This window comes from Streptomyces sp. enrichment culture, from assembly GCF_964272895.1.
Taxonomy (GTDB): domain Bacteria; phylum Actinomycetota; class Actinomycetes; order Streptomycetales; family Streptomycetaceae; genus Streptomyces.
On sequence record NZ_OZ186832.1, the window covers coordinates 6,721,194 to 6,744,574 of the forward strand.

Genomic DNA, 23,381 nt, shown 5'->3' on the forward strand with positions numbered 1-23,381 from the left:
GGGCCCGGGGGCCGACCCGATGTAGTTAGGGCCACCTAACCTAAGATGCTGACGCGGCGAGTGACGGGCCTGCTCGGGCCGTGAGCGCGTTCGGTTAGCCTGGCGGTGTGCCCCCAGGGGAGCCGGCTCCGCTTCGGGCCGGGCTCCGGCGTCGCCGCGGCGGGACGCAGGGGACGGACGGAACGGGCAGAGGCAGGCCACAGGTGAGAGACACAGACCGGGCTTGTGCCCGTCCGAGGCCCACCGCGGCCGGGCCCGCGCGACGGGTGACACGGGGCGCGGGCGGACTCGGGCCCGCGCGACGGACGACGGGCGTCGCGGACGGTCTCGGCCCCGTACGGCGGGCGACGGGCGTCGCGGGCGGTCTCGCCCCCGCGTCCGGGGCGAGGCGTCGTGGATAGGGTCGTACTCACCGCCGCCGCGCTGTACGCCATCGTGCTGCTCCGAGCCGGAGGGACGTTCGCCGTCGGATGGCTCGCCGGTGCCGGAGCCCGGCGCGGCAGGCTCGCCGAGCGGACCTCCTCGGCCCGCTTCCGGCGCGTGGAGCGGGCGATCCAGCGGTGGGGCGCGCCGGTGGTCGCCGTCTCCTTCCTCACCGTCGGCTTCCAGACCGCCGCCAACTTCCTGGCGGGCACCATGCGCATGCCGCTGTCGCGCTACCTCCCCGCACTCTTCGTCGGGGGAGCGGCCTGGGCGCTGGTCTACGCGACCGCTGGGCTCGGGGCGCTCGACCTGCTGGCGGAACTGTTCGCCGAACGGCCGGCCGTCGGTGCGGGCGTGGTCGCCGCCCTCGTCCTCGGGGTGGGCGGTGTGGTGGTACGCCGCCGGAGAAGGGCCCGGCGGACGCCCCGCGACGCCGAGGCCGAGAAGCCCTCGAACGCGTCCCCGGCACGCTCGGACGGAGAGGACCCGAAGCGGGGGCGCTAGGGAGGGACACGACCCCTCTCGCCGGCCCCGGGGCCCGGCCTGGAGAGGGGCAACCGTGGGCGCGGAGACCTCGACGAGCCGACCACGCGCACTCCGGCACGGTCACGTGGGCGACCGGCAGCCGAGACGACGACCTTCCCGACGTGCCCCTGGCCCCGGCCGGTCGTCATCGACAGTGACGACGCCGGGCGGCTCCGTCACGCAGAGTGGCCGACGCTCGAGGAACAAGCCAGGCAGCCGCCTCCTCACACCCGCGGAGGCGTCACCTGACGGAGAATGAACCGGTGGACATCAGACGCCTGTTACTTCTGCCAGGCCCTCCGCGCCGCGTGGAGCCGCAGGAGCCGGCCCGTGTGCTGCGCGAGGACGCGCAACTCGCCGGCGCGTTACTGGTCGTCGCCGCGACCTTGGCGCTCCTGGTACCCAACGACGGCCGTGAACCGACCCTCCTGGGCTGGACGTTGCTGATCGTGGGGCATGTGCCCGCGGTGTGGCGGCGGCGCGCCCCGCTGCCCGCGTTCCTCGGCGGCGTCGTCTGCATCGCCCCGTACCACGCGCTGGACTTCAACCACACCGCGCCGCTGCTGGTCTCCATGACGCTGCTGTTCACCGTCGCCGTGACGGGACCGGTGCTGCGGTCCGTGCTGCTCGGCACCGCCGTCATCGCGGGGCTGGTCGGCGTCAAGTTCGGGCAGGGCATGACCCAGGGCGCGCAGATGCTCCGTATCGCCGGGTGGATCGTGACCGTCCTCCTGCTCGGCGTGTGCACCCGCGTGTACCAGCAGTACCTCGACTCCGCCGTCGAACGGGCCGAGCGCGCCGAACGCACCCGCGAGGAGGAGGCGCGGCGCCGCGTCGTCGAGGAACGGCTGCACGTGGCCCGCGATCTGCACGACCTGCTCGCCCACAGCATCACCCTGGTCGGCGTCCAGACATCGGTCGCCGCCCACATCCTGAACGCCGACCCCGACCGCCTCGACCGCGCCGCCGTCGCCAAGGCCCTGGACGACATCGCCGACACCTGCCGCAGCGCGCGCGAGGAACTGCGCACCACACTGCAGGTGCTGCGGTCCTCGCCGGACGAGGTGCACGAACCCCTCCCCGGACTCGACGGGATCCCCGACCTGGTGTCGGCGGCCCGCACGGCCGGCGCCACCGTCACCGTCGATCTGGAGCCGTCCGCACCCCAGGTGCCGCCCGCCGTGGGCGCCGCCGCGCACCGCATCGTCCAGGAGTCCCTCACCAACGCGGTACGGCACGGCGGACCCGGGGTCGCGGTGCAGGTGAGGGTGCGTGAGGTCGAGGGCCGCCTCGAGGTGTCCGTGACCGACGACGGCCGTGCCACGCCGGAAGTCCCGCCGTCCGCCTCCGGGTTCGGCCTCATCGGCATGCGCGAACGGGTGCGCAGCGTCCTGGGCACGTTCGAGGCGGGACCGCGGGAGAGCGGCGGCTTCCAGGTACGGGCGACGCTACCGCTGCGGGGTGCTCCGCCGGACGAGCGGCAGACCGCCGATCAGCCGCCGCTCCACGAGGGCCCGCGTCCGGACCGTCCGACGCCCTCCGTACCGTCCCCCTCGGCGCCGACGCCACGGCTGGCCTCCTGATCCGGCGCCCAGCCGCCTTGGCTGTCCCGGCCGCACGATCGGTGCGGTGCGGCGCGTGGTCGCCGCGCTCCCCGTACCGTCGCAGGACGACCCGGCACCGGCCCGGCGGCCGGGGCCGACGAGGCGCGGGCCGCTACGAGTTCACCGGTCGCCGCCCCTCGGCCCCGCGCTGCCGGCCGTGGCCCGCGGACCGGATGTCAGGGCGTGCAGCTCGGCGAGCACCGGCGCGTCCGTCCCCTCCAGTGCGGACCGTGCGCTCTGCCAGCGGTCGAGGGCCGCTTCCGCGTCGCCCAGGGCGTGCAGGACATGCCCGTACTCGTACGCGGAGAGACCGTGCCCGTAGGAGTCGCCGCGCGCGGCCGTCTCCCGCAGCAGCTCCGCGCAGGACTCACCGGCCTGTCCGAGGCGGCCCAGCGTCCGCAGGGCCTGGGTACGGCCCAGCCGGGTCTCCCGTTCCGCGTTCCAGTGCGCCACCCCGGCCGCCATCACCCGCAGCGCCTCGTCGAAGCTGCGCAGCGCCCGGTCCGGCTCGCCGAGGCGCAGCTGGGCGCGTCCGGTGTTGCACAGGGCGACCTGCTCGATCACGGCGCTTCCGGCCTGGCGGGCGAGCTCCCGGCTGCGCCGGTGGTACGACAACGCCGTGCGCAGGTCGGTCAGTTCGGCCACGTATCCCTGGTGCCCGAGCAGCACCGCCTCCTCGCCCGGCGTGAGGTGGTCGGGGCGCAGCGCGAGGCAGCGGGCCAGCGTCGCGCGGGCTTCGGCGCCCCGGCCCAGCTCGCGCAGCAGCGCGGCCCGGTTGCCGAGGTGGCGTCGGCGGGCGGCGTCGTCGTGGAGGCGTTCGCTGAGCTCGACGGCCTCGTCGAGGAGCAGCAGCGCCTGCCGCAGGCGTCCGGCGGAGTAGTGCGCGGAGGCGAGGTGGCCCAGCGCCCGCCCCTCGGCCGCGGTGTTGCCGCTGGACCTGGCGAGGGAGATGGCGTGCCGGGTCAGCCGCTCGAGATCCCGGGCCCGGCCCCGGTCGTGCAGATACGGGAACAGGGCGCCGATCAGATCCAGGGTGCGGGTCGTCCCCAGCCGCCCGTGCCCGCCGGAGCCGGCCAGTGCCAGCAGGTTCGCCGCCTCCCTGTCGCCCCAGGCGAGGGCGGCGGCGGTGTCCGCGAAGACCGGCGACGGGCCGGGCGTCGGCCAGGAGGCGGGGCGCAGGGCCGCCGCGCACTGGGCGAGCCGCTGCTGGTACCAGGACAGGGACCGCTCCACGGCCGCGGCGGTGCCGTCGCGGCCGGGCCCCGCCGTGCTGGTGCCGTCCCGTCCGGGCCGTTCCGTGGCGGTGCCGTCGCGGCCGGGCCGCTCCCCGCCGTATCCCTCCGCGGCGCTGCCGGCCCGGCCGGGCCGCTCCCCGCCGTATCCCTCCGCGGCGTTGCCGGCCCGGCCGGCGAGCTCCCGGGCGAAGTCGCGGACCAGGTCGTGCGGGGCGTACCGGCCCCAGTCCGTCTCCTGGAGCAGCGCCACCTCAGCCAGCCGCTCCAGCGCCCGTTCGGCGGTGCGCTCCGGGCGGTCCATGGCCGTGGCCATCAGCGGTGCCCCGTACTCGGGCAGATCCAGCGCCCCGACGAGCACCAGGGCGGTGGCGGCGTCGGCGTCGAGCGGGTCGCCGGAGGCCAGCAGCGCCTCGTGCGCCGCCAGCAGGGAGCGGCGCACACTGAGGTCCTCCAGCTCCAGGTGGTCCAGGCGCTCCTCGTGCCGGGCGAGGCGTTCCACCAGCTGGGCCACCGGAAGGTTCCGCCGGCTGCCCAGGCGGGCCGCGGACACCCGCAGCGCCAGCGGCAGCCGACCGCACAGCTGCGCCAGCCGGGGCACCGCCGCCGCGTCGGACGCGGTCCAGGACCGGCCCGAGGCCCGCTCAAGGAGCAGGGCGCTGTCCCGCGGCGAGAGCGGATCGAGCCGTACGTGTGCGGCGGCCTCCAGGGTGGCCAGCGGCCGTCTGCTGGTCACCAGCACGGCGCAGCCGTCACCGGCCGGCAGCAGCGGACGCACCTGGCTCACCGAGGCCGCGTCGTCGAGGACGAGCAGCGTGCGGGTGGGGGCCAGCACCGAGCGCAGCAGGGCGGAGGCGGCCTCGGTGCCGGCGGGGATCCGCCGGGCGTCCACCCCGAGGCCGCGCAGCAGCACGGAGAGGGCGTCGGCGGGTTCGAGCGGGGACACGCCGGGGGTGGCCCCATGGAGGTTGAGACAGAGCTGGCCGTCGGGGAAGGCGTGCCGCAGCTGACGGGCGACGTGCAGGGCCAGGCCCGTCTTGCCCACGCCCGGCATGCCGCTGACCACGGCGAGCGCGGTGCCGCCCCGACCCGACTCCAGCGCGGCCCGCAGCAGCGCGGCCTCCCGGTCCCGGCCCACTAACTCCCTGGGCGGCGCAGGGAGTTGCGCCGCCGGTCGGGGCGGCTCGTCGTCCGTGTCGCGCAGCACCTCCCGATGGGCCTCCTGGACCGCCGTACCGGGCTCCACGCCCAACTCCTCGACCAGCGCCCGGCGCAGCGCCCGGAACGCGGCCAGCGCCTCCGCCCTGCGGTCCGTGCGCCCGAGGACCAGGATCAGCTGGCGGTGCAGCGACTCCCGGAACGGATGCTCCTCGACCAGGGCCCCCAGTTCGGCGGCGAGCCCGTCGAGGCGGTCCTGGCGCAGCAGCGCCTCGAAACGGCACTCCAGCGCCTGCAACCGCTGTTCCTCCAGGAACGCCACCACCGGGTGCCCGGCGAGCGCGGGCACATCGGCGAACGGCGTGCCGCGCCACAGCGCCAGCGCGGCGGCGGCCTCCCACTCGGCCGCGTCCCACTCCTCCCGGTCACGGGCCGCCAGCGCCCGGCGCAGATGCTCCTCGAACACCAGCCGGTCCAACTCGCCCTCGCCGACCCGCAGTCGCAGACCGTGCGGCAGGGTGCGCAGCCGCTCGCCGCCGGCGTCCCGCAGGCTGCGCCGCAGCCGGGCGACGTGGTTGTGCAGCGAGGCGGTGGCCGTCGGCGGCGGCTCCTCGCCCCACAGCGCCGCCATCACCGAGTCCACCGGCACCGTCCGGTCCGGCTCCAGCAGCAGTGCGGCCAGCAGGGCACGCGCCTTCGGGCCGCCGAGGACGACGGCCGCGCCGTCGTCGTCGACCGCCTGCAGCGACCCCAGTACCGCGAACCTCACGGACATCATCTTCGTCCAGCACCGCGCCCGGTTCAAACGGCCGCCGTTGGCCCGCCGTTGGCGGCCGGTTGGCGACGGCCGTCACGCTGTCCGCCCCGTATGCCGAGAGAGGGTTGGTGCACATGTCCAGACGCCTGGTACGGACGACGCTGGTGGGTGTGACGGTGGTCGCGGCGACGGGTTCGGGCCTGCTGGCCACCCCGGCCGCCGCCACCGACGTACGCGAGTCCCGGCACGCCGCCACCCGCGCCGCGATGGACGCGGCCGTCGCCGCCGGCGTCCCCGGCGTCGTGGCCGAGGTCCGCGACGGCCGGGGCGCCTGGAAGGCCGCCGCCGGCGTCGCCGACCTCTCCACCGGGCAGCCCCGCGCGAACGGCGACAGCTTCCGCTCCGGCAGCGTCACCAAGACCCTGGTGGCGACCGTCCTGCTCCAGCTCCAGGCGGAGGGCAGGCTCGACCTGGACGCCACCGTCGACCACTATCTGCCCGGCCTGGTACGCGGCAACGGCCACGACGGTACGCAGATCACGGTCCGTCAGCTGATGAACCACACCAGCGGCATCTTCAACTTCACCGAGGACGCCACGTTCGCCCAGAAGGTCCTCGGCATCGACTTCCTCAAGACCCGCTACGACGACTGGACCCCCGAGCAGGTGATCGCCCTCGCCCTGAGCAACCCGCCCCAGTTCGCCCCCGGCACCTCCTGGAAGTACTCCAACACCAACTACCTCCTGCTGGGCCTGATCATCGAGAAGCTGACCGGCAGGCCCTACGCCGAGGAGATCGAGCGGCGCATCACCCGGCCGCTCGCGATGCGCGCCACCCGCTTCCCCGGCTCCGACCCGCACGTGCCCGCCCCCACCCGGCACTACTCCGGCTTCGCCGAGGACCCCGGCGAGATCTACGACGTGACGGACCTCAACCCCTCCTGGGCGTGGGCGGCAGGCGAGATGATCACCAACGCCTCCGACCTCAACCGCTTCTTCGCCGCCCTCCTCGGCGGCCGCCTGCTGCGCCCCGCCCAGCTGGAGCAGATGACGACCACCGCCTCCACCGAGGGCAACCTGCCGCGCCAGCGCTACGGCCTGGGCCTCATCGAGTACGAGACGAGCTGCGGGACCAAGGTCTGGGGCCACTCCGGCGGCATCCACGGCTCCTCGACCCAGGCATTCGGCACCCGCGACGGCCAGCACATGATCACCCTGAACTTCAACGGCGACTGGGTGGGCGGCGGGAAGAACGTGGTGTCGGCCGAGTTCTGCCCGCCGGCCCGAGCCCCTAGGACGCCTTCGGCCTGAGCCCTGAGACACCGTCAGACGTTCTCAGGGGTCTTCCGGTGTCCTCAGACACCCTCGGGCGGGGTGCCGAGGACGAGTCCGTAGGCGCGGCGGTCGACCCGGCCGGTGAGGTCGACGGTGACGGCCTTCTGCTCGGTGAACTCGTCGAGCGCGTCGGCGCCCAGCTCCCGGCCGACGCCGCTCTGCTTGAAGCCGCCGAACGGCATGTGGCGGGAGATGTTGTGCCAGTCGTTGATCCAGACCGACCCGGCCTGGAGCCGGCCGGCGATCTCCAGCGCCCGGGGCACGTCCTGGCTCCAGATACCGGCCGAGAGGCCGTACTCGGTGTCGTTGGCGATCTCGACGGCCTCGTCGACGGTGTCGTAGGACAGCACCGACAGGACGGGGCCGAAGATCTCCTCGCGGGCGATGCACATGTCGTTGCGGACACCGGTGAAGACGGTGGGCTCGATCCACCAGCCCTTCTCGAAGCCGGGGCCGGTGGGGACGGTGCCGCCGTGGACCAGGGTGGCGCCCTCCTTCTTCCCGGTCTCGATGTAGCCGAGGATGCGGGCGTGCTGGGCGGGGCCCATCACCGGGCCGATGTCGGTCGCCGGGTCGAGGGGGCTGCCGAGCCTGAGGGTCTTCAGCCGGGCGAGGAGACGGGTGACGAACTCGTCGTGCAGGCCGGCGGGCAGCAGCAGCCGGGTGCCGGACTCGCACGCCTGGCCCGCGTGCAGCAGGAAGGCGTAGGCGGAGCCGTCGACGGCGGAGTCCAGATCGGCGTCGTCGAGGACGATGTTGGGTCCCTTGCCGCCGAGTTCGAGGGTGACGCGTTTGATCGTGTCGGCCGCGCGGTGCATCACCGCGCGGCCGGTGGCCGTGGAGCCGGTGAAGGAGACCTTGCGGACGTCGGGGTGGCCGACGAGATGGTCGCCGACGACCGGGCCGTCGCCGGTGACGACGTTGAACACACCGTCCGGCAGGCCGGCGTCCCGCAGCATGGCGGCGAGTTCGAGGGTGGCGACCGGGGTCTTCTCGTCCACCTTGAGGACGACGCTGTTGCCCACGGCGAGAGCGGGGACCGCCTTCCAGACGGCGAGGAGCAGCGGGAAGTTCCACGGCACGATGCCCACGCACACACCGATCGGCTCCCGGCGCACCAACTGGGCGCTGAGCACCTGCCCGGTGACCGGGCCGGGCCGTTCCCAGGCGTAGGAACGGGCCAGACCGGCGAAGTGCGTCAAGTGCTCCAGCGGGAAGCCGACGCACATCGCCTGCGCCAGCCGCAGCGGGAAGCCGCACTCCCGGCTGCCCCACAGGGTCAGTTCCTCGGCCCGCGCGCCGACCGCGGCGGCCACCCGGTCGATGACGGCGGCCCGCTCGGCGGGCGGGGTGGCGCTCCACACCCCGCTCTCGAAGGACCGCAGCGCGGCCGCGACCGCCGCGTCGGCGTGGCCGGCACCGCCCTTGGCGGCGGTGGCGATCACCTCCTCCGTCGCCGGATCGATCACGGCGTAGTGCTCCTCGGAGTCGACCCACTCGCCGCCGATGAACATCCGGTAGTGCGGGACGCCCCCGCGCTCCACGGCCGGACCCTCGGTCGTCGCAGCTGCCACCATGCGCTCCTGTTCCGCGTCCTACCGCCGGACGGATCGCCGGGGCGGCTCCGCGCCCACCGTAGGAAGGACCCACCGGTCCGCACGGCGTCGTAACCGGACAACTTGCACGACACACCCGGTACTGAATGTCCGCACGGTGGTACTGGATACCCTTGCTCGGGTCGCACCGCCCCGGCCGGGCGAGACAGGAAAGGATGGGTGGTCATGAGCAAGGCACCCGAACGGCTCCCCGCACGGCTCCGACTCGCCGAGGCGGCCTTCGCGCTCTTCGACGAGCGCGGCTACGAGCAGACCACCGTCGAGGACATCGCCGAGCGCGCCGGAGTCGGGCGTACGACGTTCTTCCGGAACTACCGGTCCAAGGAAGCGGTCATCTTCCCCGACCACGACCGGCTGCTGCGGCTGATCAGGGACCGGCTGGCTACCTCCAGCCACAGCACCGCCCTGGTGGCCGTCTCGGACGCGGTCCGCCTGGTCCTCCTGCACTACCTCGACGAGGGCGATCTGGCCCGCCGACGGTACGCGCTCACCAGCAAGGTGGGCGCCCTGCGCGACCGGGAGATCGCCAGCGTCGCCCGCTACCAGCGGCTGTTCCGGGAGTTCATCGCCGAGTGGATGGGCGACCCGACGGCGTCCGCCTCGCTGCGCGCCGAGCTGATGGCGGCCTCCGTGGTCGCGGCCCATAACCACGTCCTGCGGCGCTGGCTGCGCGGGGAGTCCGACGATCCGGTCGCGGAGATCGACGAGGCGATGCGCGAGGTGCTCGCCCTGTTCCCGACGCCCGGCGGGACCGGGGGCACGCCCGGCGGCGGCACCACCGTGATCGCCTTCCGCAGCGGGCAGGACCTGGACGCTCTGCTGCCGTCCCTGCGCCGGGCCGTCGAGGGCACTTCCCCCTGACCCCGGACGGGTCCGGACCGTCGCGCGCTGGGGCCGGGGGCCGTCGCGTCCGCCGGGTCAGAGGGTCGCCGCGTGGTCCGGGACGTAGGTCTGCAGGTCGCGGGGCGGGCGTTCGTAGCCGGTGGAGGGCGGGCGCTCGGGCAGTTCCAGGACCGGCGGCGGGACTTCCTTGTAGGGGACGGAGTCCAGCAGGTGGGCGATCATGTTGAGGCGGGCGCGGCGCTTGTCGTCGCTCTCCACGACGTACCACGGTGCCTCGGCGATGTCGGTGTGCACCATCATCTCGTCCTTGGCCCGTGAGTACGCCTCCCACCGCGTGATCGACTCCAGGTCCATGGGGGACAGCTTCCACTGCCGCAGCGGATCCTCCAGGCGGCGCCGGAAGCGGTCCTGCTGCTCGGCGTCGCTCACCGAGAACCAGTACTTGCGCAGCAGGATCCCGTCCTCGACCAGCATCCGCTCGAAGATCGGGCACTGGCGCAGGAAGAGCTGGTACTCCTCGTGCGTGCAGAAGCCCATCACATGCTCCACACCGGCCCGGTTGTACCAGGACCGGTCGAAGAGCACGATCTCCCCGCCGGCCGGCAGATGCTCGATGTAACGCTGGAAGTACCACTGGGAGCGCTGGCGTTCGGTCGGCTTGGGCAGGGCCGCGATCCGTGCCACGCGGGGGTTGAGGTGCTCGGTGACCCGCTTGATCGTGCCTCCCTTGCCCGCCGCGTCCCGGCCCTCGAAGACCACGACCAGCCGGGCGCCCTCCGTCCGCACCCACTCCTGGAGCTTCACCAACTCGGTCTGCAGACGCAGCAGTTCGCGCTCGTACGTCTTGCGGGGCACCCTCGGCGTCCCGTTCGCCGTCTTCTTGTCGCCCATGACGCCGCTCCACTGCCGGTCGAACACCTGGTCGTCATCCGCTCGCCACCGTACTGTCCTGCCGGGCACCCCGCACCCGGGCGGCCGCCCGGACCCGCCAACGCCGGTGCCCGGCCGCCGGCTTGCCGGTCCGCGCAGTCACGCGGGACTGGGATGGCGTACGGCGGTGCCGGGCCGGGTGAGATGCGCGGTGAACCAGTCACAGGCCAGCGAGGCCACCGTCTCCAGGGTGCCGGGCTCGGTGAACAGATGGGTGGCGCCGGGGACGACGGCCAGCCGGTGCTCGCAGTGCAGCCGGTCGGCGGTGAGCCGGTTGAGGCTGAGCACCTGGGTGTCGAGGCTGCCGACCACCAGCAGTGTGGGTGCCCGCACCGCGGCCAGCGCGGCGGGGGAGGCGAGATCGGGACGGCCGCCGCGGGAGACGATCGCCAGGATGTCGTCGTCGGCGGCCGCCTCCAGACAGGCGGCGGCCCCGGTGCTCGCCCCGAAGTAGGACACCGCGAGCCCGGTCTCGCGGCGCAGCCAGTCCGCGGCGGCCCGCAGCCGCCGGGCCAGCAGCACGGTGTCGAAGACATTGCTCCGGTCCGTCTCCTCCTCCTCGGTCAGCAGATCGAGCAGCAGAGTGGCGAGGCCGGCGCGCTGGAGCTCGGCGGCGACGAACCGGTTGCGGGGACTGTGCCGGCCGCTGCCGCTGCCGTGCGCGAACGCCACCGCGGCCGGGGCCGCTTCGGGCAGTGCCAGCAGCGCCGCGAGCCGCACCCCGTCCGCGGGCACCTCCAGCTCCGGGTCCGCCGGCGGCTCCCCGGCCGCCGGGCGCGCGGCGCGGGCGAGGAGCGCGGTGACCTCAGCGTCGCCGGTCTGGTCGAAGTTGCGGTACCAGGCGCCGACCGAGCCGAAGGCGCCCGGTGTCTCCAGGCACACCACCTCGTCGGTGACCTCGCGCAGCCGCGGCACGGTGCGGTCGGGGGCGACGGGGACGGCGAGCACGACCCGTGCGGCGCCCTGTCCTCGTACCACCCGGCAGGCGGCCAGCGCGGTGGCGCCGGTCGCCAGGCCGTCGTCCACGACGACGACCGTCCGCCCGCGCAGCCGAGCCGGCGGGCGGCCGGAGCGGTAGGCCCGCACCCGGCGCTCCAGTTCGGCGCGTTCGGCCTGCTCGACCGCGTCCTGCTCGGCGGGATCCAGCCCGGTCGAGGCCAGCACGTCGTCGTTCAGGACCCGCACACCGTGCTCGCCGATCGCGCCGAAGGCCAGCTCCGGCTGCCAGGGCACGCCCAGTTTGCGCACCACCAGCACGTCCAGTGGCGCGTCGAGGCGGTGGGCCACCTGGTAGGCGACGGGGATGCCGCCGCGGGGCAGGCCGAGCACGACCACGTCCTCGCCCCGCAGGTCCGTCAGCGCCTGGGCCAGCCGCCGTCCGGCGTCCACCCGGTCGTCGAAGCGCATGCGCCCACCTCCTCCTGACCGCCCCGCGCGGCAACGCGGGGCCGGGCCGGGCGCCCCGCAGGCCCGACCCGTCCGTCGTATTCGACCGCGCGCCGCGTGCCTTGGCGGGTGGCCCGCGTGGCGTGGCCCGCCTGGTGACCCGCCGTCACCGGGCTCGCTCACCGGCCTCGCGTGCCGGGCTCGTGTGCCGTGGGCCCGGCCGGTGACCGGTGCGGCGCGGCCGCCGCGCACGGTGCCGTCAGCCCGTCTTGTGACCGCCCCAGCGCGGGCCGACCAGTTCCCACTCGCGGGCCCACAGCTCCAGGCGGTGCTTGTCGAGTACCCAGCGCGCCGCGGCCCCGGCGCCGACGGCGGCACCGGCGAAGGCGACGGCCGCGGCGGCGCCCAGCAGGGCCGCCTCGATCGCCGCCTCGGTGGTGGTCGGCGGCTGGGTGGCCAGAGCGCCGTGCGCGTCCTGCCACACGGTGACCCGCGCACCGGCCTTCTCGCCCCGGTCCACCAGCGCGGTACCGGTGTGCGTGGCGCCGTCCGCGCCGGTCCAGCGGACCTTGGCCCTCACCTGGTCGGACACGGTGCCGGCGCGTGGCGCGTCGTCCGGTGCGTCGGCCACGACCACGGCCTGCACGGGGGTGCGCTCCCGGCGCTGCCGGTCGAAGGAGTCCTCGGCGGTACGGGCGGTCAGCGCGCCGACGACGGCTCCGCCGACCAGCACCACCAGCCACACGGCCAGCACGATCCAGGCTTCCAGGACATCGTCGTGCCGCCGTAGCGGGTTGTGCCGCCACCGCCAGAGCCACTGCTTCGAGTACGCGCTGCCGTGCATGGTCCGTACCTCCCTCCCAGGGTCACACTCCGGCCGTGACAGCGTCGAGACCCGTGCGGGGGTCGGGGCGGTTTTCCCACCGCGCCTTCGTCCCCGCGCCTGCTCGGCCCGCGCCCCGGAGCGGGGGCGCTCGCCGCGCTCAGGACGTGCCGGGCCCGGAGGGGCCCGTCAGGTCGCTCCGACGGGTGAGGCCCGGACGGGTCCACCGGGTCGCTCACGGCGTCCCGGCCCGGACGGGTCCGCAGACCACCTACGGCGTCCTCCGGTCCGGACGGGGCACGCAGATCGGCCACGGCGTCCTCCGGTCCGGAGGGGGCGCGCAGATCACCTACGGCGTCCTCCGGTCCGGACGGGGTACGCAGATCAGCCACGGCGTCCTCCGGTCCGGACGGGGTACGCAGATCGGCCACCGCGTCTCCTCCGGACGGTCCCGCCAGGCTCCTCCGCGTCTCAGGTCCGGACGGGTCCCGTCAGGTCCACGATGTCGTCGGCGGCCACGTCGTGCAGCCGGATGGCGAGGTCCTCCAGGGCGCGGCTGGCGGCGAGTTCGTCACCGATCTCCGGCACCGGCCGGTCCATCGGGTTGCGCCGGGCCCGGCCCCGGCCGGTGACGCTCTCGCTGCCCTCGGTGGTCAGCACGGCACGCGCCTCAGTGTCGTCCCCGTTCTCGGTGATGAAGATCTGCACGTTCCACTGCTTGGCTTCCATCGCGATCACTCCCGTAACGGGCGCTTTTGCCCCTTCCTGTACAGATTGCGCTCCGACGGCGATCCGGTCCACATCACTCTTTCGGGGGTCTTGCGGAGACCGGACCCTTCGCGCCTAGACTGTCTGTACAGACATTGGACGTTCAGTCCAGGCAGGGGGAGGGGCGGCACATGCAGGGCGATGAGGCACTGGAGCGTGAACGGGACGCGATCGTCGCGGCGCTCACCCCGGTCGTCGAGGGCGTCGCGGCGACCTTCGGCCCGCTCTGCGAGGCGGTGCTGCACGACTACCGCCGGCCGGAGGCATCCGTGGTCGCCGTCGCCGGCTCGGTGACCGGGCGCGAGGTCGGCGGCGCGATGAGCGAGATCGGCATGCGCGTCCTGGCCCGCGGCGACGAGGCGGCCGACGAGCTCAACTACGTCACCCGCACCGGCGACGGCCGGCTGGTCAAGTCGTCCACGATGGTGCTGCGCGACTCCACCGGCGCGGTCTTCGGCGCCCTCTGCCTCAACCTGGACATCGGCCCGCTCTCCCAGGCGCAGTCCCTGCTGAGCGGGCTCACCGCACCGGGCGGTCCCGGCGGACGCGACGCCGACTCCTCGGTGGGCGTACCGGTGACCACGTTCGGCAACGACATCGACTCCGTGGTGGACGCCATAGTCGACGCCCACCAGCTGCACGGCCACCCCAGCTGGGCCGGCCTGGACCGCGCCGCACGCCTGGAGCTGTTCCGCAGCCTGGACGAGCACGGTGTCTTCGCCGTGCGCCGGTCGGTCGAGCAGATCGCCGGCCGCCTCGGCATCTCCCGCGCCTCCGCCTACCACTACCTGTCCCAGGCCAGAGCCACGGACCGGGCCGAACCCGGCCCGTCCCCGAAGGGAGCCCGCCCGTGACCGACACCACCCCCGTGATCACCCTCGACGACGTCCGAGCCGCCGCCGACCGCCTCAAGGGCGTCGCCCACCGCACGCCCGTCCTGCGCTCCCGCACCCTCGACGCCCTGGCCGGCGGCGAGGTGTTCCTCAAGTGCGAGAACTTCCAGCGGGTGGGCGCCTTCAAGTTCCGCGGCGCGTACAACGCGGCCTCGCGGCTGAGCGCCGAGCAGCTGGCGCGGGGCATCGCCGCCTACTCCTCCGGCAACCACGCCCAGGCCGTCGCCCTCGCCGCCCGCGAGCTCGGCACCACCGCGGTGATCGTCATGCCGGAGGACGCGCCCCGCTCCAAGCGGGAGGCGACCGAGGGATACGGCGCCGAGATCGTCACCTACGACCGCTACAGCGGTGACCGTGTCGCCGTCGCCGAGGCGCTGGCCGCCGAGCGCGGGCTGACCCTCGTCCCGCCCTACGAGCACCCGCACATCATCGCCGGACAGGGCACCGCCGCGCTGGAGCTGATCGAGGAGACGGGTCGGCTGGACACCCTGGTCGTGCCGGTCGGCGGCGGTGGGCTGATCGCCGGGAGCGCCACCGCGGTCAAGGGGCTGCACGCCGGGACCCGGATCGTCGGCGTGGAGCCGGAGGCCGGTGACGACACCAGGAGGTCCCTGGCGGCGGGCCACCGGGTGAGCATCCCGGTACCGCGCACCATCGCCGACGGCCAGGCCCTGCACACGCCCGGCGAGCTGACGTTCTCCGTCAACCGGCGGCTGGTCGACGACATCGTCCTGGTCGGCGACGACGAGATACGGGCCGCGATGCGCTTCGCCTTCGAGCGGCTGAAGATCGTCCTGGAGCCCAGCGGCGCCACCTCGCTGGCCGCTGTGCTGGCCGGCCGCACCGGACCCGCGTCCGGCCGCACCGGCCTGATCCTGTCCGGCGGCAACATCGACGCCGACCGGTTCGCGCGGGTGTGCGCCGGGGGCGAGTGATCGCCTCCCCCGAATGGCGGACTCCGGCTTGACGGGCGGACGATGAGAGGGAGGGCCAGGTCCGTACGGGAGCCGTTCCCGGCGCGGGAGCGGGAGTCAGGACCGGACCCGGCCGTCGGGAGACGGCGGGAAAGGAGGAGCGTCATGCTGCAGGCGAAGGCGCTCGACACAACGGACGATCGGCGCGAGTTCCCCCACGGTCACCTGGAAGCGGTCCACCTGCCAGGGTGCGACTTCGCCGTGGCGACCTTCGAACCGGGCTGGCGCTGGTCCCAGGACGTCGGACCGATCGCGGGCACCGACAGCTGCCAGATGAACCACAACGGCTACGTCGTCCAGGGGCAGCTGCACATCCGCATGGACGACGGCACGGAGAGCGACGTCGGCCCGGGTGACGTCTTCGTGTGCTCACCGGGGCACGACGCATGGGTCGTAGGAGACGAGACCTGTATCGCCTACGACTTCGAGGGCCAGACGGCCAAGGAGTACGCGAAGGGCAAGGAGGGGTGAGGAGTCGAGGAGGACGTGACGAGGGCCCCGGCAGATCCTGGAGGATCGAACGGGGCTCGGACGTCCGACAGCCGACCGGAGGTCACACGGGGAGCAACCGGCTGATGATCGCCCCCAGTTGACGGGCATTGCGGCACTCGTGCATCTCGACCAGCCCGGCGTAGTCGGGCGCGGCCGAGTCGCCGGTGCCCCACTGGGCGCGCGGCTCGGGGTTCAGCCAGTACACGCGCCGGGCCCGCGCGGCGATGCGGCGCACGGCGGGGAGGTTCGGATCGGCCATGTTGGTCCGGGCGTCCCCGAGCACGAACACCGTGGTGCGCGGCCCGACCGCGTCCCCGTGGCGCTCCACGAACTCGCCGAGCGCCACACCGTAGTCGCTGCTGCCGTGCCAGCCGGTCAGCCGCGCCTCGGCCCGGATGCGGGCGCCCAGCCCCTCCGGGTCGGCGTGGCCGTGCACCAGCAGGCCGGTGACCTCGTCGACCTGGTTGACGAAGGCGAACACACGCACCTTGCTGAACTGGTCGTGCAGCGCCTGCACCAGCAGCATCGTGAAGTCGGAGAAGCCGGAGACCGAGCCCGACACATCGCACAGCAGCACCAGTTCGGGCCGGGCGGGCCGCCGCCTGCGCAGCACCGGGCGCATCGGCACCCCGCCCGTCGACAGCGACCCGCGCAGGGTGCGCCGCAGATCGATGCTGCCGCGGGAGGCCCGGCGCCGGCGCGCCGCCAGCCGGGTGGCGAGCTTGCGCGCCAACGGGCGTACCGTACGGCGCAGTTCGGCCAGCCGGTCCTTGCCCGCGTAGAGGAAGTCGACCCGGTCGGCGGTGGGTGCGACGGCCCGGCGGGCGATCTCCTCCCGTCCGCGCCGTTCGGCGACCCGGCGCCGCGCCTCCGCCGCCACCCGGCCGCGGAACTCCTCGATGCGCCGCCGGATCTCGTCCTCAAGGAGCCGGTCGGCGAAGCCGTTCCCGCCGCCGCGCGCCCGCACCTCGTCCCGCACACGGGCGAGCAGGGTCTGCGGGCGGATCCGGTCCAGGGCCTGGTACGAGGACCAGCCGTCCGAACCCGACGGGCCGCCGTACCCGCCGAAGCCGTCGACCGCCTCCGCCGCGAGCCGGGCCAGGGCCGCCCGGTCGTCGTCGGCGAGGGCCGCGGCGAGCCGCTCGCGCAGGTCGTCGCGGTCCGCCGGGGACGCCTCCGGTCCGCCGACGGCACGCGGGAAGTACAGGTCGAAGACGGGGTCGAACACACGCCGCTGCGCCTCGGCGTGCAGCAGCGTCGCGGCCAGCCCCTCGCGCAGCAGCTCCCGGTCCGCGAAGCCGAGCTCGGCCGCCGCCCGCGCCGCGTCCACACTCTCGCCGGTGCCGATGTGCAGCCCGTGCGCGCGCAGCGCCGCGACCAGGCCCGTCAGCCGGGAGGTGACGTCCGCCGGGGCCGTCACACGGCGTCCAGGTCGAGCTTGGCGGCCGCCTTCTGGACATCCTCCTGATGCTTGAGGACCACGCCCAGAGTGGCGCGTACGACCGTCTCGTCCAGGGTGTCGGCGCCCAGCGCCAGCAGGGTGCGCGCCCAGTCGATGGTCTCCGCGACCGACGGCACCTTCCTGAGGTCCATCGCCCGCAGCGCGCCCGCCACCCGTACGAGGGAGGCGGCGAGCGCCGAGTCGAGCTCGGGCACCTTCAGCCGGACGATCCGGCGCTCCAGCTCCTCGTCGGGGAAGCCGATGTGCAGGAACAGACAGCGGCGGCGCAGCGCCTCCGACAGCTCACGGCTGGCGTTGGAGGTGAGCACGACGAACGGGCGGCGGGTCGCGGTGACGGTGCCCAGCTCGGGGACGGTCACCTGGAAGTCGCTCAGCACCTCCAGCAGCAGGCCCTCCACCTCGACATCGGCCTTGTCCGTCTCGTCGATCAGCAGGACCTTGGGGTCGTCGCCGCGGATGGCGGTCAGCAGCGGGCGGGGGAGCAGGAACTCCTCGCTGAAGATGTCCGTGCGGGTCTCGTCCCAGGTCTCGTCGCGGCCGGCGCTGATGCGCAGCAGCTGCTTGGCGTGGTTCCACTCGTACAGGGCGCGGGACTCGTCCACGCCCTCGTAGCACTGCAACCGCACCAGCCGTGCCCCCGCGACCGCCGCGACGGCCTTGGCCAGCTCGGTCTTCCCGACACCCGCCGGGCCCTCCACCAGCAACGGCTTGCCCAGCCGGTCGGCGAGGAACACCGTGGTGGCCACGGCGGGGGAGGCGAGATAGCCCGTCTCGGCGAGGCGGGCGGTGACATCGTCGACGGAACGGAACAACCGGGCCTCCGGCGCTCGGACGGACTGATCCCGTCTATCTAAGCGCTTGTTCAGCGGCGTGTCACTGTCTCGCCCAGGGGCGATCCAGTGCCGTGTCACCGCGTCGCCTAGGCGCGGTCCAGCGCCGTGCACACGCACACCCGGTTGCCGTCCGGGTCGGCGAGGACCGTGTACGAGGGGGCGTGGGAGTCGTCGACGACGGTGCCGCCCGCGGCGACGGCCGCCGCGATACGGGCGTCGGCCACCTCGGGGGCGAGCCACAGGTCGATGTGCCAGCGCTGGCGGGGCGGCTCGTGCGGGTCGGTGGGCTGGAACCAGACGGGGGGCACGCGATCGGTGGGGTCCAGGACGGTGTCGTCCACCGTGTGGCCGGGCTCGCCCGTGAGCAGTGCGGACCAGAAGGGGGCGAGGGCCGACCGGTCGGCGGTGTCCAGCCCCAGCTCCACCTGCGTCACCTCGCCGGGCACGGGGGTCAGGCCGTGCTCGTGGGCGAGGTCGCTGATCGTGCGGGCCAGCTCCAGGTCCGCCGCGGTCACCCCGCGCTCTCCGGTCGTGCCGTCCACCGTGCACAGCGCCACGTCGACGCCGCCGCGCCCCCAGCGCACCTCCGGCTCCCGCCCGGCCTCGCCCGCCGTCTTGGCGACGGCGGCCACGAAGACGGCCGCCGTCACCCGGTCGGCGACCCGGTAGCGCGCGGCCAGCGGCTGCGACATCTTCCGCCAGTCACCGAGGCCCCCGGCCTCGATCTCCCGCAGCACCTCTCGATTGCTGAGCATCTCCATGCCGCCATGCTCCCAGCGCCACCCGCTGCCGGCGCCCCGACGACACGACCACCGCCCGGCGGCCCAAGGCTCCCGAGGCCACGCCCCGCTCCCCGCCGCCGGCGCCCCGGCGACCCGACCGCCGCCCGGCGGCCCAGGGCTCCCGAGGCCACGCCCCGCCACCCGCTGCCACGCCCCCACCATGCGCCCCCGCCACGCGCCGCCGGCCGATCCGCCCCCGCCGCGCGCCGCCGGCCTATCCACCCCCGCCACGCGCCGCCGACCGCCCCGCCCGTCAGCGAAACGCCCCCGCATTCCGCCGCGCCCACTCCGCGTAGGACCGCGCCGGCCGACCCAGCAGCCGCTCCACATCGGGGCTGATCCGCCGCTCGGCCTCGGTCGGCTCGCCGAGGATCGACAGGGTCGTGTCGACGACCGGCTCCGGCATGAACCGCGTCATCACCGCCCGCGCCTCCGCCCGCGACTGCTCCACGAACCGCACCGGCTCCCCGAGCGCGGCCCCGAGGGCCTCGGCCTGCTGCCGGGGCGTGATGAGCGCGGGCCCCGTCAACTCGTAGACCAGCCCGGCGTGTTCGGCCGAGCGCAGCGCCACCGCGGCCACCTCGGCGATGTCGTCCGGGTCGATCACCGGAAGACCCACGTCACCGAAGGGCGCGGCGACCGTGCGCGCGGTGCGCACCGGCTCGGCCCAGGCGTAGGTGTTGGACGCGAAACCGCCCGGCCGCAGGATGGTCCACTCCAGGCCGGACGCCCGTACCGCTTCCTCGATGGCGTGCGCGACCTTCCCGTGCGACTCCGACTCCGGCCGGGTGGCCACGCCCTGCGAGGACAGCAGGACCACCCGCTTCACCCTGCCCGCCGCGGCCGCCTCCAACACCTCACCGGTGCGCAGGAGAAGGGACGTCGGCCCGCCGTTCTGCAGGAACACCGCCTCCGCGCCGTCGAACACCGGCCGCAGGCTCGACGCGTCCGTCAGATCCGCGCGCCGCGCCGCGACACCGTCGGGCAGGTCCGCCGGCGAGACCGACCGCGATGTCGCGGTCACCCGCTCCCCGGCCGCCGCCAGCACCCGTATCAGCGACCGTCCCACGTTCCCGGTCGCACCCGTCACCACGATCATGCCCAACTCCCGGTCGTCAAAAGGTGATTGGAGACGCCGGAACGGGTGAGAACCGCTCGCCGAGGCGCCGGGGACGACGCTAACAGCGCGGATATAGTAGGTACCTAGAGGAAAGTGACTACCTTCAGGGGATGCACATGGCCGCCGACCCGATGCCGATCGCGCCCCCGGGCTCCGATCCCCAGCTCGCCTGTCCGATCGCGCCGGTCGTGGACATCGTCTTCAGCCGCTGGACCACCCCGATCCTGTGGGTCCTGCACACCTACGGCCGTCAGCGCTTCGTCGAACTGGAGCGCCGCATCACTTCCATCACGCCCAAGGTGCTCACCCAGCGGCTGCGCCAACTGGAGCGCGACGGCCTCGTGGTGCGGACCTACCACCCCGAGGTCCCGCCGCGCGTCGAGTACGAGATCAGCGACCTCGGCCGCAGCCTCGCCCCGCTCTTCGCCCACCTCGCCGACTGGACCACCGAGAACCTGCCCAAGGTGGAGAAGGCACGCGAGGCGTACGACGCCGGCACCTAGCCCTCGACCAGCACCACCTCAAGAGTGCGGGGGCCGTGCACGCCCTCCACCCGGTCCAGTTCGATGTCGCTGGTCGCCGAGGGGCCCGAGATCCAGGTCAACGGGCGGAGCGGGTCGAGCCGTTCCAGTGCCTGCGGGACCGAGGCGACGACCTGGTCGGGGACCCGGACGACACAGATGTGGTGGTCGGGGACGAGGGTGATGCGGCGGCGGCCCTGGTCGGGGGAGCCGTCCAGGACGATGGTGCCGGTCTCCGCGATCGCGAGGGCGCAGGCGGTGACGACGCTGTCGACGCGGTCGAGTTCGGCCGGTGTGCTGGCGGCCCGGTCGTGGACGCGGGTCGCGTCGGCCGCCGCCAGCCAGTCGGACGGCAGCTCCGGAGGCACCAGCACGGTCCGCGCGCCGCGCTCCGCGAGCAGCCGCCCGAGCAGCGCCGGCAGCTCCGCCTCCGCACACCGATGCACCACCGCGCGGTAGTCCGCAAGGTTCTCCGCCAGCAGTTCCACGGTCTCGGCGACGCTCCGCTCCCCGTGCTCGCGCAGATACCCGCGCTCGACGGGACCTTCGTCGCGCGGCGCGTCGGCCAGCGCGCGCCGCACCCGGCCCAGGATCCGTTCCCTACTGCTCACTCGTCCCCGCCTTCCCGCCGTTCGTACGCTGCCACCAGTCCCGGAACGGCTCCGCGGGCAGCGCGGGCAGCTCCCGCGACGCGCTCCACGCCCGGCCCGGACCCGGCAGCGACCGGGGATGCAGCCGCCGGGTGCGCGAGGCGACCCGCTGCCCGGCCCGCAGGGCACCGGGACGGGCCAGCGCCCAGCGCGCCGCGCGCATGGCGGCCCGCTCGGCGGCGTGCCCCTTGGCGGGCCTGAGCACGACCTTGTTGCCCGCCCGCGTCACCGTCCCGCCCTGGGCGACCCGCTCCCGCAGATGCACCAGCACCTCGGGGATGTCGATGGCGACCGGGCACACCTCGTAGCACGCCCCGCACAGCGAGGAGGCGTACGGCAGGGAGGCGTCGATCTCACTGCCCGTGCCGCGCAGCTGGGGGCTGAGGATGGCGCCGATCGGTCCCGGATACACCGAGCCGTAGGCGTGGCCGCCGGCGCGCTCGTAGACCGGGCAGACATTGAGGCAGGCCGAGCAGCGGATGCAGCGCAGGGCCTGCCGGCCGACCTCGTCGGCGAGCGTGTCGGTGCGGCCGTTGTCCAGCAGCACCAGGTGGAAGACGCGCGGGCCGTCCCCGTCGGTCGTGCCGGTCCAGGTCGAGGTGTACGGGTTCATGCGCTCGGCCGTGGAGGAGCGGGGGAGCGTCTGCAGGAACACCTCCAGGTCCCGCCACGTGGGGACGACCTTCTCGATGCCGACGACCGAGATCAGCGTCTCGGGCAGCGTCAGGCACATCCGGCCGTTGCCTTCCGACTCCACGACCACCAGCGTGCCGGTCTCGGCGACCATGAAGTTGGCGCCGGAGATCCCGACCTTGGCGCGCAGGAACTTCTCCCGCAGATGCAGCCGCGCCGCCTCGGCGAGCTCGGCCGGGCTGTCGGTCAGGCCCTCGGGCGCCGGGCGCCCCCACGCGCCCATCTCGGAGCGGAAGATGTCCCGGATCTCGCCGCGGTTGCGGTGGATCGCCGGGACCAGGATGTGCGAGGGCCGGTCCTTGCCCAACTGCACGATCAGCTCGGCGAGATCGGTCTCGTAGGCGTGAATGCCCTCCTGGAGAAGGGCCTCGTTCAGCCCGATCTCCTGCGTGGCCATCGACTTGACCTTGACGACCTCCGACTCCCCGGTCGCCTTCACCAGTTCTGCCACGATCCGGTTCGCCTCGTCGGCGTCGGCGGCCCAGTGGACGACTCCGCCCGCGGCCGTCACCGACTCCTCCAACTGCACCAGATAGCGGTCCAGATGACGGAGCGTATGATCCTTGATCCGCCGGCCGGCCTCCCGCAGCTCCGCCCAGTCGGACACCTCCGCCACCGCCCTGGCCCGCTTGGCGCGGATGGTGTGCGTGGCGTGCCGCAGGTTCCCGCGCAGCGTCCGGTCGCCGACCGCCTTCCGCGCGGCCTCCGGGAACGCCGGCATCCCCAGATACGTACCGCTCATACCGCCGGATCCTCCTTCGTGCTCGCCAGGATCTCCCCGAGGTGCACCGGCCGCATCCCGGTGCGCAGCCGGGCCATCGTGCCGCCGATGTGCATCAGACAGGAGTTGTCGGCCGCGCACAGCACCTCCGCGCCCGTCGACTCGGCGTTGCGCACCTTGTCGGCGCCCATCGCCGCCGACACGTCCGCGTTCTTCAGCGCGAACGTGCCGCCGAACCCGCAGCACTCCTCCGCGCCGGGCAGCTCCCTGAGCTCCAGCCCCTCGACGGCCTCCAGGAGCCGCCGGGGCCGGTCACCCAGCCCCAGCCCGCGCAGTCCGTGACAGGTGGGGTGATAGGTGACCGTGTGCGGGTAGTAGGCGCCGACGTCGGTCACACCGAGGACGTCCACCAGGAACTCCGTCAGCTCGTACGTCTTCGGCACCACCGGCGCCAGCGTCGCCGCGAGCCCGTCCCCGCGGCCCTCGGCCCGCGCCCGCTCGCCCAGGCGCGGATACAGCTCCCGCACCATCGCCGCGCACGAACCGGACGGCGTCACGATCGCCTCGTACCCCCCGAACACCTCGGCGAAGTGCCGGGCCAGCGGCTCCGTCTCGTGCCGGTATCCGGTGTTGTAGTGCGCCTGCCCGCAGCAGGTCTGCGCCATGGGGAAGTCCACGTCCACGCCCAGCCTGGTCAGCAGCTTCACCACCGCACGCCCCGTACCGGGATACAGCGTGTCGTTGACGCAGGTCAGGAACAGGGCGACACGCATCGCGGCTCCTCGTGATCGGTCGTAGGACGACTGCAGACTAATGGGCGGGCGGAGGCCCGGTTCCGTAC

Annotated in this window: 21 protein-coding genes; 8 read left to right on the top strand and 13 right to left on the bottom strand. The window is 74.1% G+C overall.

Annotated elements, in window-relative coordinates; all coding sequences use genetic code 11:
• Window positions 1-393 precede the first annotated feature (393 nt).
• Together ACSU6M_RS30000 and ACSU6M_RS30005 are read left to right on the top strand one after the other, a co-directional pair.
• On the top strand, window positions 394-927 hold the full coding sequence (locus ACSU6M_RS30000; RefSeq protein ID WP_437073890.1) for a DedA family protein: 534 nt from the start codon (window positions 394-396) through the stop codon (window positions 925-927).
• Between the two features lie 284 nt (window positions 928-1,211).
• On the top strand, window positions 1,212-2,531 hold the full coding sequence (locus ACSU6M_RS30005; RefSeq protein ID WP_437073891.1) for a sensor histidine kinase: 1,320 nt from the start codon (window positions 1,212-1,214) through the stop codon (window positions 2,529-2,531).
• A 141-nt stretch (window positions 2,532-2,672) separates the two neighbouring features.
• On the opposite strand, the gene ACSU6M_RS30010 is transcribed toward ACSU6M_RS30005, so the two are convergent.
• Complete coding sequence (locus ACSU6M_RS30010) at window positions 2,673-5,711, bottom strand: BTAD domain-containing putative transcriptional regulator (RefSeq protein ID WP_437073892.1); 3,039 nt, start codon at window positions 5,709-5,711, stop codon at window positions 2,673-2,675.
• 122 nt (window positions 5,712-5,833) lie between these two features.
• Between ACSU6M_RS30010 and ACSU6M_RS30015 the strand changes: the two genes are divergently transcribed.
• Window positions 5,834-7,009, top strand: a complete 1,176-nt coding sequence (locus ACSU6M_RS30015) for a serine hydrolase domain-containing protein (protein WP_437073894.1) — start codon at window positions 5,834-5,836, stop codon at window positions 7,007-7,009.
• Window positions 7,010-7,053: 44 nt separating this feature from the next.
• Here ACSU6M_RS30015 and ACSU6M_RS30020 read toward each other — a convergent pair whose 3' ends face one another.
• Window positions 7,054-8,610, bottom strand: a complete 1,557-nt coding sequence (locus ACSU6M_RS30020) for an aldehyde dehydrogenase family protein (protein ID WP_437073896.1) — start codon at window positions 8,608-8,610, stop codon at window positions 7,054-7,056.
• Window positions 8,611-8,814: 204 nt separating this feature from the next.
• On the opposite strand from ACSU6M_RS30020, the gene ACSU6M_RS30025 reads away from it, so the two are divergent.
• The gene (locus ACSU6M_RS30025) at window positions 8,815-9,510 is read left to right on the top strand and encodes a TetR/AcrR family transcriptional regulator (RefSeq protein ID WP_437073897.1); all 696 of its coding nucleotides are present in this window, start codon (window positions 8,815-8,817) and stop codon (window positions 9,508-9,510) included.
• 57 nt (window positions 9,511-9,567) lie between these two features.
• Here the strand turns inward: ACSU6M_RS30025 and ppk2 are convergent, their stop codons facing one another.
• The 4 genes from ppk2 to ACSU6M_RS30045 all read right to left on the bottom strand — a co-directional run bounded on the left by ppk2 (window position 9,568) and on the right by ACSU6M_RS30045 (window position 13,360).
• Window positions 9,568-10,383: a polyphosphate kinase 2 gene (gene ppk2, locus ACSU6M_RS30030; protein ID WP_437073898.1), complete on the bottom strand. Its 816-nt coding sequence runs from the start codon at window positions 10,381-10,383 to the stop codon at window positions 9,568-9,570.
• A gap of 138 nt (window positions 10,384-10,521) precedes the next feature.
• On the bottom strand, window positions 10,522-11,829 hold the full coding sequence (locus tag ACSU6M_RS30035) for a phosphoribosyltransferase family protein (RefSeq protein WP_437073899.1): 1,308 nt from the start codon (window positions 11,827-11,829) through the stop codon (window positions 10,522-10,524).
• 238 nt (window positions 11,830-12,067) lie between these two features.
• Window positions 12,068-12,652 carry an Rv1733c family protein gene (locus ACSU6M_RS30040; RefSeq protein WP_437073900.1) on the bottom strand — a complete coding sequence of 195 codons (585 nt, stop codon included), beginning with the start codon at window positions 12,650-12,652 and terminating at the stop codon, window positions 12,068-12,070.
• A 450-nt stretch (window positions 12,653-13,102) separates the two neighbouring features.
• The gene (locus ACSU6M_RS30045) at window positions 13,103-13,360 is read right to left on the bottom strand and encodes a DUF1876 domain-containing protein (RefSeq protein WP_437073901.1); all 258 of its coding nucleotides are present in this window, start codon (window positions 13,358-13,360) and stop codon (window positions 13,103-13,105) included.
• 170 nt (window positions 13,361-13,530) lie between these two features.
• Here ACSU6M_RS30045 and ACSU6M_RS30050 point away from each other — a divergent pair, with 170 nt between their 5' ends.
• The 3 genes from ACSU6M_RS30050 to ACSU6M_RS30060 all read left to right on the top strand — a co-directional run bounded on the left by ACSU6M_RS30050 (window position 13,531) and on the right by ACSU6M_RS30060 (window position 15,737).
• The gene (locus ACSU6M_RS30050; RefSeq protein WP_437073903.1) at window positions 13,531-14,253 is read left to right on the top strand and encodes a helix-turn-helix transcriptional regulator; all 723 of its coding nucleotides are present in this window, start codon (window positions 13,531-13,533) and stop codon (window positions 14,251-14,253) included.
• Window positions 14,250-15,227, top strand: a complete 978-nt coding sequence (locus ACSU6M_RS30055; protein ID WP_437073905.1) for a threonine ammonia-lyase — start codon at window positions 14,250-14,252, stop codon at window positions 15,225-15,227. The genes ACSU6M_RS30050 and ACSU6M_RS30055 overlap by 4 nt, the downstream gene beginning before the upstream one ends.
• Before the next feature lie 144 nt (window positions 15,228-15,371).
• Window positions 15,372-15,737 (top strand): cupin domain-containing protein, encoded by a 366-nt coding sequence (locus tag ACSU6M_RS30060; protein ID WP_437073906.1) that lies wholly within the window; start codon window positions 15,372-15,374, stop codon window positions 15,735-15,737.
• 82 nt (window positions 15,738-15,819) lie between these two features.
• Here the strand turns inward: ACSU6M_RS30060 and ACSU6M_RS30065 are convergent, their stop codons facing one another.
• The 4 genes from ACSU6M_RS30065 to ACSU6M_RS30080 all read right to left on the bottom strand — a co-directional run bounded on the left by ACSU6M_RS30065 (window position 15,820) and on the right by ACSU6M_RS30080 (window position 19,934).
• A complete protein-coding gene (locus tag ACSU6M_RS30065; RefSeq protein ID WP_437073907.1) occupies window positions 15,820-17,178 on the bottom strand; it encodes a VWA domain-containing protein in 1,359 nt (452 codons plus the stop codon).
• Window positions 17,175-18,032, bottom strand: coding sequence for an AAA family ATPase (locus ACSU6M_RS30070; protein ID WP_437073909.1), 858 nt, complete (start codon window positions 18,030-18,032; stop codon window positions 17,175-17,177). Before ACSU6M_RS30070 ends, ACSU6M_RS30065 begins: the two co-directional genes overlap by 4 nt.
• A gap of 107 nt (window positions 18,033-18,139) precedes the next feature.
• A complete protein-coding gene (locus ACSU6M_RS30075; protein WP_437073911.1) occupies window positions 18,140-18,814 on the bottom strand; it encodes a VOC family protein in 675 nt (224 codons plus the stop codon).
• Between the two features lie 274 nt (window positions 18,815-19,088).
• On the bottom strand, window positions 19,089-19,934 hold the full coding sequence (locus ACSU6M_RS30080) for an NAD(P)H-binding protein (RefSeq protein ID WP_437073913.1): 846 nt from the start codon (window positions 19,932-19,934) through the stop codon (window positions 19,089-19,091).
• Window positions 19,935-20,071: 137 nt separating this feature from the next.
• Between ACSU6M_RS30080 and ACSU6M_RS30085 the strand changes: the two genes are divergently transcribed.
• Window positions 20,072-20,458 carry a winged helix-turn-helix transcriptional regulator gene (locus ACSU6M_RS30085; RefSeq protein ID WP_437075412.1) on the top strand — a complete coding sequence of 129 codons (387 nt, stop codon included), beginning with the start codon at window positions 20,072-20,074 and terminating at the stop codon, window positions 20,456-20,458.
• Here the strand turns inward: ACSU6M_RS30085 and ACSU6M_RS30090 are convergent.
• The 3 genes from ACSU6M_RS30090 to ACSU6M_RS30100 are packed head-to-tail and all read right to left on the bottom strand — an operon-like array spanning window position 20,455 to window position 23,313.
• On the bottom strand, window positions 20,455-21,087 hold the full coding sequence (locus tag ACSU6M_RS30090) for a LutC/YkgG family protein (protein WP_437073914.1): 633 nt from the start codon (window positions 21,085-21,087) through the stop codon (window positions 20,455-20,457). The two genes, ACSU6M_RS30085 and ACSU6M_RS30090, sit on opposite strands and share 4 nt — an antisense overlap.
• Complete coding sequence (locus ACSU6M_RS30095) at window positions 21,077-22,561, bottom strand: lactate utilization protein B (RefSeq protein WP_437073916.1); 1,485 nt, start codon at window positions 22,559-22,561, stop codon at window positions 21,077-21,079. Before ACSU6M_RS30095 ends, ACSU6M_RS30090 begins: the two co-directional genes overlap by 11 nt.
• Window positions 22,558-23,313, bottom strand: coding sequence for a (Fe-S)-binding protein (locus ACSU6M_RS30100; protein WP_437073917.1), 756 nt, complete (start codon window positions 23,311-23,313; stop codon window positions 22,558-22,560). The genes ACSU6M_RS30095 and ACSU6M_RS30100 overlap by 4 nt, the downstream gene beginning before the upstream one ends.
• Window positions 23,314-23,381 lie beyond the last annotated feature (68 nt).

What these genes read in the sequence shown, in the direction of transcription:
- ACSU6M_RS30075 (WP_437073911.1), bottom strand. Translation starts at nt 18,814, where the DNA reads ATGGAGATGCTCAGCAATCGAGAGGTGCTGCGGGAGATCGAGGCCGGG.
- ACSU6M_RS30050 (WP_437073903.1), top strand. Translation starts at nt 13,531, where the DNA reads ATGCAGGGCGATGAGGCACTGGAGCGTGAACGGGACGCGATCGTCGCG.
- ACSU6M_RS30015 (WP_437073894.1), top strand. Translation starts at nt 5,834, where the DNA reads ATGTCCAGACGCCTGGTACGGACGACGCTGGTGGGTGTGACGGTGGTC.
- ACSU6M_RS30100 (WP_437073917.1), bottom strand. Translation starts at nt 23,313, where the DNA reads ATGCGTGTCGCCCTGTTCCTGACCTGCGTCAACGACACGCTGTATCCC.
- ACSU6M_RS30020 (WP_437073896.1), bottom strand. Translation starts at nt 8,610, where the DNA reads ATGGTGGCAGCTGCGACGACCGAGGGTCCGGCCGTGGAGCGCGGGGGC.
- ACSU6M_RS30040 (WP_437073900.1), bottom strand. Translation starts at nt 12,652, where the DNA reads ATGCACGGCAGCGCGTACTCGAAGCAGTGGCTCTGGCGGTGGCGGCAC.
- ACSU6M_RS30035 (WP_437073899.1), bottom strand. Translation starts at nt 11,829, where the DNA reads ATGCGCTTCGACGACCGGGTGGACGCCGGACGGCGGCTGGCCCAGGCG.
- ACSU6M_RS30060 (WP_437073906.1), top strand. Translation starts at nt 15,372, where the DNA reads ATGCTGCAGGCGAAGGCGCTCGACACAACGGACGATCGGCGCGAGTTC.
- ACSU6M_RS30080 (WP_437073913.1), bottom strand. Translation starts at nt 19,934, where the DNA reads ATGATCGTGGTGACGGGTGCGACCGGGAACGTGGGACGGTCGCTGATA.
- ACSU6M_RS30085 (WP_437075412.1), top strand. Translation starts at nt 20,072, where the DNA reads ATGGCCGCCGACCCGATGCCGATCGCGCCCCCGGGCTCCGATCCCCAG.
- ACSU6M_RS30095 (WP_437073916.1), bottom strand. Translation starts at nt 22,561, where the DNA reads ATGAGCGGTACGTATCTGGGGATGCCGGCGTTCCCGGAGGCCGCGCGG.
- ACSU6M_RS30025 (WP_437073897.1), top strand. Translation starts at nt 8,815, where the DNA reads ATGAGCAAGGCACCCGAACGGCTCCCCGCACGGCTCCGACTCGCCGAG.
- ACSU6M_RS30045 (WP_437073901.1), bottom strand. Translation starts at nt 13,360, where the DNA reads ATGGAAGCCAAGCAGTGGAACGTGCAGATCTTCATCACCGAGAACGGG.
- ppk2 (WP_437073898.1), bottom strand. Translation starts at nt 10,383, where the DNA reads ATGGGCGACAAGAAGACGGCGAACGGGACGCCGAGGGTGCCCCGCAAG.